The sequence below is a fragment of the uncultured Butyricimonas sp. genome, assembly GCF_959596855.1.
Lineage (GTDB): Bacteria > Bacteroidota > Bacteroidia > Bacteroidales > Marinifilaceae > Butyricimonas > Butyricimonas muris.
The window spans coordinates 13610-28598 of sequence record NZ_CAUFYA010000026.1; the positions used below are offsets into that span (position 1 = coordinate 13610).

Sequence of the window (14989 nt, forward strand, 5' to 3'; positions counted from 1 at the left end):
TTTTGTTTTTATATTTATTTGATAGATGAGATTATCTGTTGACAATACAGGGGTGGATATTGACAATAATATCGTATTTTTGTATGCTTGATTATGATTCACCAAGCGTATGCTGCTTAAAGAATAAAGTATGTTGAAGGATTTTACGGCAATAGATTTTGAAACGGCTAACCACCACCCGACGAGTGCTTGCTCTATCGGGATAGTCGTGGTGCGTGACGGTGTTATCGCGGATGAGTTTTCGCATTTGATAAAACCGGAACCGTTTTATTTTTACCGGAAATTTATCGGGATTCACGGCATTACCCCCGCGATGGTGGAAGACGCTCCTTCATTTTACGATTTGTGGGGAAAGATGGGGCGGTATTTTGACACGGAGGCGTTGGTTGCTCACAACGCCGGGTTTGATATGAGTGTTTTGAAGGCTTGTCTGGAGCGGTCGGACATCTATATCCCGATGCCCCAATCGTATTGCACGTGCCGACTCTCCCGAAAATTGGTAAAAGGTTTACCTAATTATAAACTGAACACGTTGTGCGAGCATTTCGGGATAGAACTGAATCACCACGAGGCATTGAGTGATGCCCGTGGTGCAGCTAAAATCATGATAGAACTCGGCCGTTTATAATCGGCTGATAATTTCCTTGAATATGGCTCCCATGCGTGGTTGGGCGTGGTTACCCACGTCTTGTACTTCCGCGTGATTGGTGTCGAGTAAATCCGGAGTGGCGGTACTGTTCGTGATGACGGACATGCCGAAACATTCCATCCCCATGTGGCGTGCCACGATGATTTCCGGTACGGTAGACATTCCCACGGCATCCCCGCCTATAACGCGAATCCAATTGTACTCCGCCGGGGTTTCGAACGAGGGACCTTGCAGTCCGGCGTAGACGCCTTTCCATAATTTGATATCCAGTTTTTTCCCGGCTTCCTCGGCGAGCTCGATCAGGCGGGTACTGTATGCTTCCGCCATGCTTGGAAACCGGGGACCCAATTCGTCGATATTCTTACCCCTGAGCGGGTGTTCGGGAAAGAGGTTGATATGATCCCGGATGATCATAAGGTCGCCCGCGAGATAACTCGTGTTCACGCCCCCGGCAGCATTCGACACGAACAATGTCTTTACACCCAAGGCGTGCATGACTCTCACGGGGAAGGTTACTTCTTGCATGGAATAGCCCTCGTAATAATGGAAACGTCCTTGCATGGCGATCACTTTCTTGCCCCCGAATGTTCCGATAAGCAATTGTCCCCGGTGTCCCTGTACCGTGGATACGGGGAAATGAGGGATGGCCATGTAAGGAATGGCGTGTTCTATTTCGATGGATTTCCCGAGTTCTCCCAATCCGGTACCCAAGATAATCCCGATCGTGTGTTCTCCTTTGATATAAGGTGCCAAGTATCGGCTACTTTCTTTTATCTTGTCTAACATAGTTGTATATATTTTTAATGAGTTGGTCTTGTGATGTCAGAAATTCCGGTTCGATGGGAACATAGAATATCCGTTGTCTGATTTCATCCGGGATATTACTCAAGGCTAATCGCACGGCATCTTTTTCTGTCGTGAAGATGTATTTGTTCGGGTTGCTGATTTTGTCGTATTCCTGAATGATACGGTGAATATCCCCGTCCCGGTAATTGTGGTGGTCGGGGAAAGCGATTTGGTGTATTTGTTTGGTTAATTTTTCAAGATACTCGATGTAAGGGGCCGGTTGGGCGATTCCCGTTACACACAGGATAGCGCTGTCCGGGGTAACGGAGCAACGGCTGGTTTTATCCAGCGGGGTGATGTCCCCGTATTTCATCGTGGTGAACAGCAATTGCTGGTAAGCCATCAAGTTCAAGTGTTTTAAAATAATCCGCTTCTCGATGGGAGAAATGTTAGGCGGACATTTTGTCACGATCACGTAGTTTGCCCTGTCTTTGGCGCTTGCTTTCTCTCTGAGGCGTCCCAAGGGCAGGAGGTGGTCTTCGTATATCGGGCGGTTGTAGTCGATCAACAAAATATTGATATCCGCTTTCACGTACCGGTGTTGAAAACCGTCATCCAGAACGATAACATCCGGCTTCTCCGGCAATTGCATTAGTTTCTTGATGCCTCTCACCCGGTTGGCATCAACGGCGACCGTGATATCCGGGAATTTGTTTTTTATTTGCATGGGCTCGTCACCGATTTCGCTGGCAGTCGATGTCTCCGTTGCCAGCACGAAACCGGACGTTTTACGTTTATAGCCCCGGCTCAGGCAAGCTACCCGGTAGTCGTTTTTCAGCACGTTGATTAAGGCTTCCGTGTGGGGAGTCTTGCCTGTACCGCCCACGGTGATATTTCCAACGCAGATGATGGGAATATCAAATTCGTGAGATTCCAGTATACCTAGGTTAAATAGTCTGTTTCTGACGCTGACACCTAGACCGTACAGGACGCTTAATGGCCATAAAGTAAGATATTTGAGCACCATGTTCTACATTCGCTTTAGTTAAAAGTGAGATCGTAAGGTATTTTGGCTACCATACCGTTTATTTTTAGTAATTCTTTTTGACTCCGGTATACATCATAGAAATCGCCCAACTCTTCTTTGACAATCTTTGCTTTTACCGTTTCGGTAAGGTTGGACAGGATATCTTCAAGCGGGTTGCGCTCCGTCGGGAGTTCCGTGATCTGGTATTCCGTCAGACCGGCTTTCGCGGCGGCAATCCGAATGGCGTCGTTCAAACCGCCTAGCACGTCAACCAACCCGATTTTTAAGGCGTCCTCTCCGGTCCATACGCGCCCTTGAGCGATCTCGTTCACTTCCTCTTTCGTCATGTGGCGTCCTTGGCTAACCCGGTCGAGGAATGTATCATATCCCCGGTTGATGTAGTTTTGCATCACGTTTCTCTCGTAGGCGGTCATCGGTCTGTCGCTGATTGGTATAGGTAACGGGTAACCACCGCCGAAATCGCTGTGGTCGTTGGTTTTTACCACGTCGGAATTGATACCTAATTTGTCCTTTATCAATTTCTCCCCGCTAAACAGCAACCCGAATATCCCGATGGAACCGGTTAATGTTGTGGGATCGGCAACGATCGTATCGGCAGCACAGGAGATGTAATACCCGCCGGAAGCGGCAACATTTCCCATCGACGCGATGAGCGGTTTCTCTTGGGCGGCAAGCTGAACTTCTTTCCAGATGATATCGGATGTCAAGGCGCTTCCCCCCGGTGAGTTTACACGTAGTACGATAGCCTTTATATTTTTATCCTCCCGGGCCTTGCGTATGGTTTGCGCTAATTCCGGTCCAATGCTTGTAGCTGACTGTTGGAAACCGATATCCCCTTGCGCGTAGATAACGGCAATCTTGTCTTTGGCAAGGTTAATGGTCGGGAGCACGGCTCTTTGATATTTATCGAGCGTGATCATGGATAATTGGGTAGAGTCCGGAATGCCACAAGCCGCGTTCAATTTGCGGAGCATTTCGTATTCGTAGAGAGTACCGTCGAAGAAGCCTTCTTTCACGAATTCCCCGGCAGGATATACTTGAAACTCGTTCGTCAGTCGAGTGATTTTCTCTACCGGTATATTACGGGTTACTGAGATTCCCTTGATGATATTTCCCCAGAGAGAATTTAAGTAGGTTTGCACTTGTTCACGGTTGGCGTCGCTCATGTGATCTTGCAGGAAAGGCTCTACTGCCGATTTGAATTTCCCCACACGGATAACTTCCGGCTCTACGCCGATTTTCTTCAACAGATCCTTGTAGAACGATACGTTGGCGGACATTCCCGTGAGTAATAACGGGGTTTCCGGGTTCACGAATATACTGTCGGCAACGGTTGCCAGATAGTAACTTTTCTGGTCGTATCCCAAGTTCGAGTAGCTATAAATAAATTTTCCGCTTTCTTTGAATTTCAATAGTGCGTCCCGAATCTCATCAATCGTGGCGAGTGCCCCGAAGTTGGATTTTATTTCCGTCAAGTCAAGATAGATTCCCTTGATCCGGTCGTCTTTCCCGGCTTGTTCGATGTATTTCAGTATTTTATTTAACCCGGTTTGTTTGTTCATGGATAAAGACATGATATTCAGATTTTCTAACGGGTTATCGGAAGCTCTGTCCGGTATTGGATCGCTGAAGGATAATTTCAGAATAGAATTATCCGTGACAGTAACACTCTTGCTGCCGGCAAAACTGATGAGGCTGACAGAACTGATGAACATTACCATGCAGATAATGAGCATGAATATGTTCACGATAAATACGCCGATGACGGTCGCTAATAGATACTTTAGAAAGCTTTTCATAATGTAATTTTAGTCGTTAATTATTTATTATACAATAAACGAGTTAGCTTTTTATATTGGGTACGTGAGAATCATTTTTCAATAAAAAATGATTTTCACAAATGTATGCAATAATTTTGGTCATGCAAATTTAAAATTGGTGTTGTTTTGTTTCTCGTCTATTTTTTGATAGTTTTACGTCGGAACAAAATAGATACGGAATGAGTAAGTTTGAAGTTATAGGAGGGAAGCGGTTAAAGGGCGAACTGGTCCCTCAAGGAGCGAAGAATGAAGCGTTGCAGGTGATATGTGCCTGCCTGTTGACGAAAGAAGAAGTAGTGATTAGCAATATACCGGAGATACTGGACGTGATCAAGTTGATCGAGTTGCTGAAAGGTATCGGTGTGCAGGTGGAGCGATTGCAAAAAGGGGAATACTCCTTCAAGGCTTGCAATGTCGATTTGAAGTACTTGGAAACGGAAGATTTCTACCATAAGGCATCCAGTTTGCGCGGTTCCATCATGATTCTCGGACCTTTGTTGGCGCTCCACGGTTTCGGGTTGGTGCCGAAGCCGGGTGGGGACAAGATTGGGCGTCGTCGTCTGGATACCCATTTTTTGGGCTTCGAGAAGTTGGGGGCTACTTTCGAGTATGACGGGGTGTCCGGGTGTTTTAAGGCGTCGGCACAAAAGCTCAAGGGGGCTTACATGTTGCTGGACGAGGCATCTGTGACCGGAACCGCGAATATCGTGATGGCGGCAGTCCTCGCCGAAGGGGTTACGACTATATATAATGCGGCTTGTGAACCTTACGTGCAACAACTTTGCAAGATGTTGAATGCCATGGGAGCCCGTATTTCGGGGATTGCTTCCAATCTGTTGACTATCGAGGGTGTCGAGAGTCTTCACGGTTGCCGTCACCGTTGTTTGCCGGATATGATTGAAATCGGTAGTTACATCGGGTTGGCCGCTTTGACGCGTTCGGAGATCACGATCAAGGGATGCGCCATTCCCCAGTTGGGAATTATCCCGAATGCTTTCCGCAAGTTAGGAATCCGCATCGAGGAACGGGACGATGATTTATACATCCCCCGTCAAGAGCATTACATGATAGAGGACTTTATCGACGGGTCCATTCTCACGGTTGCCGATGCCCCGTGGCCGGGTTTGACACCCGACTTGTTGAGTGTCTTTTTGGTTGTGGCAACGCAGGCTAGGGGTAGCGTGCTGATTCACCAGAAGATGTTCGAGAGCCGTTTGTTTTTCGTGGATAAGTTAATCGACATGGGAGCAAAGATTATTCTTTGTGACCCGCACCGCGCCACGGTTATCGGTCAGAATCACGAGTCACAACTGCGTCCCACGAAAATGACCTCTCCGGATATCCGTGCCGGAATCGCCTTGTTGATCGCTGCCCTCTCCGCACCGGGAAAGAGCGTGATTGACAATATCGACCAGATCGACAGGGGGTATGAAAATATCGACGAGAAACTGAACGCTATCGGAGCGGAGATCAAGAGGAGTAAATGATTTCGGATTTAACAGAAACAGACAATGAATAATATGCAGGTTGTCACTCAAGACTCTTTGGTACTCTACAAAAGTGAAGATGGCAATATACAGTTGAATGTAAAATTAGAAAAAGATACGGTATGGCTGACACAACCTCAAATGGCTAATTTGTTTGGGGTAGATAGAACGGTAATAGTCAGACATATTCGAAATATTTATAATGCCAAAGAGTTATATGAGGAGGCAACTTGTGCAAAAAATGCACAGGTTCAAGAAGAGGGTGGAAGAATCGTTAGGCGAGTTATACCTTACTATAATTTGGATATGATTATTTCCGTAGGCTATAGGGTAAATTCAAAAAACGCAACTCAATTCAGAATTTGGGCAACCTCTGTACTGAAACAATTTCTTATCAAAGGCTACGCCATCAACGATCAACGCCTGCAACAGCTTGGAGAAGTGATACGCATTGTGAAACGTACCCAAAATGAACTTGATGCCAAACAAGTGCTTGGCGTGATCGAGAACTACAACACGGCCCTTACTTTGCTTGATGATTATGATCACCAGAGTATGAAACGCCCGAAGGGAAATCAGGCAACATATATTCTAAATTATGAAGAATGTCGCCATCTGATAGACCAAATGCGTTTTAGTGCTGATTCCAACTTGTTCGGGCATGAAAAGGACGATTCCTTCAAAGGCAGTATAGGTAATATTTATCAAAGTTTTGGCGGGGAGGACGTTTACCCCACTCTTGAAGAGAAAGCGGCAAATCTCCTTTACTTCATCACTAAAAATCATAGTTTCAGTGATGGAAACAAGCGTATTGCCGCCACGCTATTTCTCTATTTTCTTGACAAGAATGGCATTCTCTATAATGAAGATGGCAGCAAGCGTATTGTCGATCATACTCTCGTGGCGCTTACCATTATGATTGCCGAATCACGGACGGAGGAGAAGGAAATGATGATAAGTATCATCATGAATTGTATTTAGATTGAAGGATACTCTATGAAGATTTTTGTAATCTAAAATCATAAATCTAAAATCGTAAATTACAAAATTATTTCGGCTTTTAAAGTATCCGGACTTTCTTGCAGGAGTTCGGATATTTTTTTACGGAGAACGGGATGCATGAAGTCCGGCATGATTTCATTTAACGGGCACAGGACAAAATTGCGTTGTGCCATTCTGGGATGAGGTACTGTCAGACGGGGGCTGTCAATGATCCGTGAGTCACAGAACAGGATGTCGATATCCATGGTACGGGAACAGAATTGTACTCCCGCGCGTACCCTTCCCAGTTTTTGTTCGGTTTGCTGGCATTTGTCGAGAACTTCTTCCGGGGATAATTCCGTGTTGTAGGTCACGATTTGATTGTAAAAGGTATTCTCCGATTCAAATCCCCAAGGGGCGGTTTCGTAGAGGGAAGAACGAGTTTCGATCTTCCCGAGCTCCGACATTTCTTTTACCGCTTCATCAATGAGTGCTTTCCGGTCACCTTGATTTCCCCCGAAAATAAGAGTTACCAGCATGTACTAATTTTAGATTTTAGATTTTAGATTTTAGATTGAGTAACCTCAGTCTGAAATCTAAAATAAATTAGTGTTTCTTGTAATTGAACTTTCTATTCTTTTGTTGCCTGTTATTATTATTGTTGTTGGAAGGTTTTTTATTCGTCTTCTGCAACAAGTCTTTAGAATGAGATAATGTCATTCCTTCCGGCATTTCGATATTACCACCGTATAACGTGTTTATATCACAATAGATTTGTTCGTCTTCCACGGAGTCTTTGTTCCACGTGAGGAACGATTTTTTCATGTGGTTTGCCGTCAGTACGGTAAGAACTCTCTTTATTTCAGGGTCTTCTGTTTCTTTGATTTTCTCGATTAGTTTTTCGGTGAGCAACCCGTAATGTTTATATTTGATACGGTGTTTGCTGTACGGCAGCCTTTCCGGCTTTTCTTCCAGAATGGCTTTATCGGGAAGCGGGTAGGGGGAGTCGATATCCAACGTGAAATTCGACATGATCATCAAGTGATCCCACAGTTTATGCCTGAAATCCGGCACGTCGCGTAAATGCGGGTACAAGTTTCCCATCACGCTGATAATCGTTCTGGCTGCACGGGTGCGTTCGTCTCTATCTTCTATTGTTGCCAGATGGTCAATCATTATTTGAATATTTCTCCCATATTCCGGAAGAATCAGTTTTTTTCTTTGGCTATTATAGTCCATTACAGGATATGTTTTGTATTTAAATTAGTTATTTATGGGGAAACGCCGGAAAAATCATTTCGCTATACCGGAATAAAACTCCCTCGCATGTAATTATAGATATTTAGAATATGCCGCAAATATAATACTTTTTATTTATAAGTCGTTAATTTGTATCCCCTTGCACGTATAGTTTTGCAAACTTTAACAAAAGTACTTTCTGGCCATGCTTGGCAAATAGCACTTTAGCTTTTTTGTTTACCCCCAATCCGTCGAGCGTGATGACCTTTCCCGCCCCGAAATTCGGGTGATAGATAATCATTCCGGGTACTACCGTGTCGCCGCTGATCGCTTGCAATCTGGAGGTGTCCACATCCGGTATTTCCACGTTCGGCTGAGGGGATAAAGTCGGTTTTGCCATCCTCGTCACGCGTCCCGGCACTTGCAATTGCCGGTCTTCCCGTGAGCGGGTGGGGGTGAAAAAACCTTCCAGATAAACGGGGTCGATTTCCGCGATAAATCGTGACGGTTGCGGGTACACCACGTTCCCGTTCTTGTAGCGGGTGGTGGCGTATGTCATGACCACTTTTTTCTCCGCGCGGGTCAGTGCCACGTAAAACAGGCGTCTTTCTTCTTCCAGAGCTGCGGGGGTATAAGCGCTTTGTTGAGCGGGGAAGAGGTCTTCTTCCATGCCCACGATAAAGACATTCTCGAATTCCAATCCTTTCGCCGAGTGAATGGTCATCAGCGTCACCTTGTTGTTGTCTTCCGGTTTTTCGCTATCCTGATCCGTCAACAAGGCAACTCCCTCGAGGAACGACGGGAGTTTATCATCCCGTCCCTCGTTGTAAGCCGTTTCGCTGAAGTCTTTCACCGCGTTTAGCAACTCCTGTATATTTTCCTTTCGGGATACACCTTCCGGGGTATCGTCAGCGGATAGATCGTCGATGATACCGGATGTTTTGGCAATACGGTAAGTCGTGTCGTACGCGTTTTCTTCTTTTGCCAACTCGGTAAAGCCCTCGATCAATTGCCTGAAATGCGTCAGTTTGGCAGCCGTCGCGGCAGAAACCACGCCGGGTACTTTGTTCAAGTTGCAGAGTACCGTCCAGATGCTCGCGTTGTATTTCAGGGCGACTTCCTTGAGTTTGTCCACGGTCGTGTCGCCGATACCTCTTTTGGGATAATTGATGATTCGCTTCAAGGCCTCCTCGTCATTCTGGTTGACGGTCAGGCGAAGGTATGCCAACAGGTCTTTGATCTCCTTTCTTTGATAGAAAGAGAGTCCCCCGTATATTTTGTAAGGAATATTTCTTTTGCGCAAGGCCTCTTCCATGATACGGGATTGCGCGTTTGTCCGGTAAAGGATGGCAAAGTCATTAAATTCCGCTTGCTCGTTCTGGGAGATGCGGAATATCTCTTGGGCGACTTGGAAACCTTCTTCTTTGTCCGACATGGCTTTCATTACCCGTATTTTGTCGCCTTCCTCGTTTTCCGAGAAAGTCTTTTTGGGTATCTGCTCCTTGTTCCGGCTGATGATACTGTTCGCCGCGTCCACGATGGTGGTCGTGGAGCGATAGTTCTGTTCCAGTTTGCAGAGCTTGTAGCCGGGGTAGTCGTTTCGGAAATTCAGAATGTTCTCGATACGGGCGCCCCGGAAAGAATAAATACTTTGCGCGTCGTCCCCGACCACGCATATATTCTTGTGTTGTTCCGCGAGTTTCTTGATAATAAGGTATTGCGAGTAATTGGTATCCTGATACTCGTCGACCAGAATGTAATCGAATTTCTTCTGGTATTTTTCAAGTATTTCCGGGAAGTCACGGAACAATATATTGGTTTGCAACAACAGATCGTCAAAATCCATGACATCGCTTTGGCGGCATCGTAACTGGTAATACTTGTATATTTCCGTGATCATCGGTTTTTTCGCCGCTTGATCGGCAGCCACGATTTTTGCCGATTGGGCGTACGCCTGCGCTACGACCAGATTGTTTTTAGCCATGGAGATTCGTCCCAGCACGTCGTTTGGTTTATATACCTTATCATCCAGTCTTAAATCTTTAACGATCGATTTGATCAGGTTCTTGGAATCCTGCGAATCGTATATCGTGAAATTGGACGTGTACCCGAGATGTTCGGCTTCCACCCGTAAGATTTTCGAGAAGATGGAGTGAAATGTCCCCATCCACAAGTTGGAGGCATTTCCTTGTCCGACGAGCGTGGCAATACGTTTTTGCATCTCGCGTGCCGCTTTGTTCGTGAAGGTTAGCGCCAAAATACGGTAGGCGGGTACGCCTTTGCTCAGCAAGTTAGCGATGCGATATGTCAATACCCTTGTCTTTCCCGATCCTGCACCGGCAATCACAAGCGTGGGGCCTTCCGTGTTTACAACAGCCTCTCTCTGGTTCTCGTTCAATTCGTTAATAAAGTCCACGATTTTTGAGTTTTCTGGAATCTTGAATTAGTCGTGCAAAAATATAAAATCATTTCCATATCGACGGGTGTATCGCGTGAAAATTTGCAATTTGTTCCGAAGGTGCATTTATGCGGGGAATATTTATCTCACTTTCTTTGGCTTGAGTAGGGGATGCATAACGGTTATGCTAGGGTTAAGCTCCGAGGTGGGGTGAAATTTGCTGAAATTTTGGTCGTGTATTGCAACGGAACGAGGATTTTTCACCCAAGTTAAAAAAGCATATTTTTTACTAAAACGTGGGCGAAGAGTGGGCTATAAGTAGGCGAAGAGTGGGCGATCCCGCCCAATAGTCTGCCAATTGTCGCCTTTTAACCGCCTAATGGGGTAGTATATCCCTAATTTGCGGGTAGGAAAAGTTATAGCCAAGTAAGGGAAGATGCCGTTTGTCAGTCGTGTTTTACTCGGGTTTCCTGTATGAAATTGATGCTGTGGCAAGCCACGATGCCTGCGGTTTCCGTGCGCAGGCGACTTTCGCCCAGTGTCAGGGGGATAAAGCCGTTGTTTTTGGCAAGTTCTATTTCCCGGCTGGAAAAGTCGCCCTCGGGACCGATTAGTATGGTGATCGGCTGGTCGGGGAGATAGGCTTCGTCCAGTCGTTTTTTGTTGTCCTCGTCACAGTGGGCGATACATTTTACGCCTTCCCGCCGTGCCTGCACGAAATCGTCGAAGGGTGTCATCGGGTGAAGCTCGGGAAGGTAGGCTTTCAGCGATTGTTTCATGGCGGAAACGATTACTTTTTCCAGTCTGTCCGGTTTGATGATCTTTCGCTCCGAGTGTTCGCAGAGTAGCGGGGTGATCTCGTCGATTCCTATTTCCGTGCATTTCTCGAGGAACCATTCGATGCGCTCGATGTTTTTGGTCGGGGCAATGGCGATATGTATGCGGAACTCCCGTTGCCCGTAATGTTCTATTTTCTCGATGCACTTGACTTCACAGCGCTTGGCATTCGGCTGGATGATCTCGCAGGTGTAGAATCCCCCTTTACCGTCGATTAGCGATACTCGGTCACCCGCTTCGAGGCGAAGTACTTTGATGCAGTGTTTTGATTCTTCTTCCGGTAGCGTGTATTCATTGCCCGTGATGTCCGGCGTGTAAAATAGGTGCATAGTTCCGTGTTTTAATGACGGGGCAAAGGTATAAAAAGGCTTGATAAGACACAATTGCAGTCGATAATAATATTTTTAAGCGTACGTTCTTTTCTTGTTTAGTGTTGTGATTATATATTGTAATTATTTTACTAATGTGATATATTTATGTTGAGTTATTCATTGAGATTTAATATATTTGCAAATATGATTATTAATCTAAAACAAATTAGTATGAAAAAAATTAAATTGTTAGCGTTTATTGTCGTTTTAAGTTGTGGTGTTTTTTATACCGCACGTGCTATTATTTTCGATGAAGTGCCCGGTACTCCTAGTTTTATATATTGGAACGTGGATGGTCAACACGAGGGGGACCCTTTGATTTTAAAATTGGGAAGTTCGCTAGAAATGTATATTTGTGCGGAAGCTCCATTTGATGTATATCGTCTTGGAATCGAGGCAAGAATCACAATGTTAGGAGTGACGTTTAATATTCCTATGCCGGAAAATGATTATTCGGCTCATATTGTAAATGCGGAATTGCCTTTAAAAATGGGAAGAGATTTGATATGTCGATTTACGTTTTTTATGCCGGATTATACTTTTATGGACGGATTGCCGGGGAGTATGGAGATTTTGTTTTATGATGGCTCAAAAGTAATTGCGGCGGGTAAAACAAAAGTGAAAATAAGTAAATGATATGGATTGAAAAATGATTATACATTAGAATTGTTGGAATATTTGTTTTTACGGTATCTAATGTATAATCACGTTTTGTCAGTGTTATTTCGTGTTTTTATATACCCATTTGATGGCGTCCGCAATGAGAATTTGCTCCTCGTCACCTTCATCGTAAAGAAATATTTTATGCTCTCCGGGTGTGCAATAAAATGAACCTAAAGAGTGCCAGCCTTGATTTTGATTCATATTAATGTACGAGAGTTCTTCCTGCTTGTCATGGAAAAAAATTCCATATTTTTGTATATAGGATTTTAAACGATTATTAGCTGGAATATAGTTTTCCGGTATATAGACCAGAATCTCGAACATTCCTTCCCTGTCGAGATTGGTTTTCCATTCTGCTGCAGATTTGTTGCTGGATTTCACTTTTTTGTACATGTAACTTCGAATCGGGAAACCATAGGCTTCTTGATGGATATATTGTTTCCATGTATCGGGGGAAGTTGTTATCCATTGAGATTTGAAGTTCTCGTACTTTTCCCATGTATGGATATCATTTTTCAGATGAGCTCGTAATTTACCGGAGTATTGTGTCGTTTTGAATCCGGGATCGGTGTTATCCACGATAGTTTCGTCAGGTGTTGTTAGAAAATGTTCTTTAGTAAGATCACGTGTATATTGTGTCGTATCGGATGAGAAGGCATTAGGGGTGCTGTTAATTTGAATCCGGTTCGGGATATTTCCTGAAATGTTCGTGTTTAGACTTATTGCGCGTAAGTTGTCCACCATGAAAGAGAATTCTTTTCCCGTGTTGGCTTTGATTTCAATCGCTTGATATTTAATGAGGTGTGCTCTTTTCTTTTCGTCAAGAGCCTGTCGCAATGCGGTCAATCCACCGGGTGGTAAGGTTTTACTTTCGATATTTATGATGCCGTCTACGTTGCTATTGTTGAAAATGCTGAATTTGACGTTACTCCGGTGGCGTCCGTCTGTTGTTTTGATAATAGTGTAATAGGTGTTTTGAATAAAATAGGTTGGAATTTGATTGCAATTGTACCATATAGGGATAATTTCTTCCCAATCGATGTGGTGTTTTGCTTTGAATTCTTCGTTGAGCAGCTGGAAATTCACTTTTTGAAATTGATACCGGGTGATAAAAGTGTTCAAAAATGATATGAGGCTATCTTGGTGTATGCCTCGTGTGTTGAGAATATCCACCAATTCCCGATTTTTTAATACTAGAATGGCATCAAGAACAGGTGATTCGATGTGCTCGTCTTGCAAAGCTTCTTTCAGACTCTTGCCGGAAAGATATTCTATGGCTTGAAACTCTGTTCTCGGTAATATATGTTTGCGTCCGTCTGTGCTTGTCGCGTTGTTGTCAATTAAAGTGATGTTGACGATGGTATTGATGCAGGGGTATTCGCTTGAATACAGGTATGTCATTTGATTGATAAAAAGCGGGAAAATCAAATGCAGGTTTTTCGAATACTCGAAAGAATCAGGATAAAGTAGCTTTTTTTTTCTTGAATATAGTGCCAGAATATTTTCCCATGAAAACGAGTGTTGAATGTTGTTTTCTTTTAATAGGAAATTTTGAATACTTGAACCTTGTTCGTCGGTTGTTTTTTTGCTTGGAGAAATTGGTGTGCCGAATCCTCGCTCCGGGTAGAATACCAGTTCCGGTTGAACGAATTCACTTCCCCCTTGCGCGTTACGAAAGTAAGAGGTGAAACTGACAGGGGTTTCGGTGAGGATAAATCGTTTGTAGGGATAGTTTTTTCCTGTGGTAACTTCTGCTACATGTTTCACTTGTCGTATTAAGTCCACGAGAGAGAAATCTTTGTGTTTCCCGAAATTTTTGAATAAGTGGGCGTGTTTGTTAAAGATATTAAGTTCGTATGTGATTGAGTCAACTGTGATTCTACGAGTTATGTAATCCCCGATACAGAGTGAAATACCGGTGAGTGGATATTCATTTTTAAAAACGGTGTATTTGCTGTTAAATGATTTTTTCCCTTGTGAGATTGCTTTGTTTTTTCCGGTGGGTGATACTTGTAATGTATAATTCGTGAAATTTTTAGGTGTTTCGTGTGGTGAATGTGGATTTACGGGAGGTTCCGTTGTTGGATACCATGAAACTTCCGGGGTTAGTAAAGTGAAGTTTTTTTCTTGGTATGCGTAATGTTTCCCGTGGCGACTCGCTAAATACATTTTATCACTTGTATTCGTGATTGCTTTGTCCGGGATATCCAAATAGCATAAATTTTCATCGACTCGTCCTTCGTATGATATTTGAAACTCTATTGAATCATTGACAAGGAGCTGGTTTTTAATAATAATGACTTGCTGCTTGCGTTCATAAGGTAGGGGTATTCCGTTAGAAGTCAGCGAAGTGATTTTTAAACCGGGATTAAGATAGAGGATAATTTCATCAAGTATTTTTCCCGATAGGTTTTGTACGAGTAATTCGGAATTTACTGACATTTTTTTATGCGTTTGCTCGTATTTTATGTTTTGCGATAATAATGTTGCTTTGGGGGCGGATGTAAATTTGTTATAGATGTCAGAATAAGTATGACGGAGTGAGAGTGAACATTGGTTTGAAATGAAAAAGGTGATACCGGAGAGAAGTCCGATTGTGATGAGAGTTACTGTGATGTAGAGCCTCTGTTTTTTTGAGGGATGATTGGGAAGCCGGGGAAAGTTAAGCACGGTCAATTGAATTAATCCTAAGCCAAGGAAAAGCCAGCAA

Annotated in this window: 12 protein-coding genes; 4 read left to right on the forward strand and 8 right to left on the reverse strand. The window is 44.1% G+C overall.

Annotation, left to right across the window (positions count from 1 at the left end):
• Positions 1-130 precede the first annotated feature (130 nt).
• Entirely contained in the window at positions 131-628 is a 498-nt protein-coding gene (locus tag Q5866_RS11980; RefSeq protein WP_099290620.1) for a 3'-5' exonuclease, read from the forward strand.
• Here Q5866_RS11980 and Q5866_RS11985 read toward each other — a convergent pair.
• From Q5866_RS11985 to sppA, 3 genes are read right to left on the reverse strand one after another with little or no spacing between them, the layout of a single operon-like run.
• Positions 623-1435 (reverse strand): purine-nucleoside phosphorylase, encoded by an 813-nt coding sequence (locus tag Q5866_RS11985; protein WP_099290619.1) that lies wholly within the window; start codon positions 1433-1435, stop codon positions 623-625. The genes Q5866_RS11980 and Q5866_RS11985 overlap by 6 nt on opposite strands.
• Positions 1410-2462: a tetraacyldisaccharide 4'-kinase gene (gene lpxK, locus Q5866_RS11990; RefSeq protein WP_186976862.1), complete on the reverse strand. Its 1053-nt coding sequence runs from the start codon at positions 2460-2462 to the stop codon at positions 1410-1412. The genes Q5866_RS11985 and lpxK overlap by 26 nt, the downstream gene beginning before the upstream one ends.
• A 14-nt stretch (positions 2463-2476) precedes the next feature.
• A complete protein-coding gene (gene sppA / locus Q5866_RS11995; RefSeq protein WP_303180445.1) occupies positions 2477-4282 on the reverse strand; it encodes a signal peptide peptidase SppA in 1806 nt (601 codons plus the stop codon).
• 200 nt (positions 4283-4482) lie between these two features.
• Here sppA and murA point away from each other — a divergent pair, with 200 nt between their 5' ends.
• Together murA and rhuM are read left to right on the forward strand one after the other, a co-directional pair.
• Positions 4483-5790: a UDP-N-acetylglucosamine 1-carboxyvinyltransferase gene (gene murA / locus Q5866_RS12000; protein WP_099290616.1), complete on the forward strand. Its 1308-nt coding sequence runs from the start codon at positions 4483-4485 to the stop codon at positions 5788-5790.
• 24 nt (positions 5791-5814) lie between these two features.
• Positions 5815-6771, forward strand: coding sequence for a virulence protein RhuM/Fic/DOC family protein (rhuM, locus tag Q5866_RS12005; protein WP_303180446.1), 957 nt, complete (start codon positions 5815-5817; stop codon positions 6769-6771).
• A 59-nt stretch (positions 6772-6830) separates the two neighbouring features.
• On the opposite strand, the gene folK is transcribed toward rhuM, so the two are convergent.
• The 4 genes from folK to Q5866_RS12025 form a co-directional block, all read right to left on the reverse strand.
• On the reverse strand, positions 6831-7310 hold the full coding sequence (gene folK, locus Q5866_RS12010) for a 2-amino-4-hydroxy-6-hydroxymethyldihydropteridine diphosphokinase (RefSeq protein WP_303180447.1): 480 nt from the start codon (positions 7308-7310) through the stop codon (positions 6831-6833).
• Between the two features lie 67 nt (positions 7311-7377).
• Positions 7378-8010, reverse strand: a complete 633-nt coding sequence (locus tag Q5866_RS12015) for a DUF4290 domain-containing protein (protein WP_099290613.1) — start codon at positions 8008-8010, stop codon at positions 7378-7380.
• Positions 8011-8155: 145 nt separating this feature from the next.
• On the reverse strand, positions 8156-10426 hold the full coding sequence (locus Q5866_RS12020; RefSeq protein WP_227216275.1) for an ATP-dependent helicase: 2271 nt from the start codon (positions 10424-10426) through the stop codon (positions 8156-8158).
• Between the two features lie 428 nt (positions 10427-10854).
• A complete protein-coding gene (locus Q5866_RS12025; protein WP_303180449.1) occupies positions 10855-11574 on the reverse strand; it encodes a 16S rRNA (uracil(1498)-N(3))-methyltransferase in 720 nt (239 codons plus the stop codon).
• A 213-nt stretch (positions 11575-11787) separates the two neighbouring features.
• Here Q5866_RS12025 and Q5866_RS12030 point away from each other — a divergent pair, with 213 nt between their 5' ends.
• Positions 11788-12252: a hypothetical protein gene (locus tag Q5866_RS12030; protein WP_186976852.1), complete on the forward strand. Its 465-nt coding sequence runs from the start codon at positions 11788-11790 to the stop codon at positions 12250-12252.
• Between the two features lie 84 nt (positions 12253-12336).
• Here the strand turns inward: Q5866_RS12030 and Q5866_RS12035 are convergent, their stop codons facing one another.
• Positions 12337-14046 carry a hypothetical protein gene (locus Q5866_RS12035; protein ID WP_303180451.1) on the reverse strand — a complete coding sequence of 570 codons (1710 nt, stop codon included), beginning with the start codon at positions 14044-14046 and terminating at the stop codon, positions 12337-12339.
• Between the last annotated feature and the right edge of the window lie 943 nt (positions 14047-14989).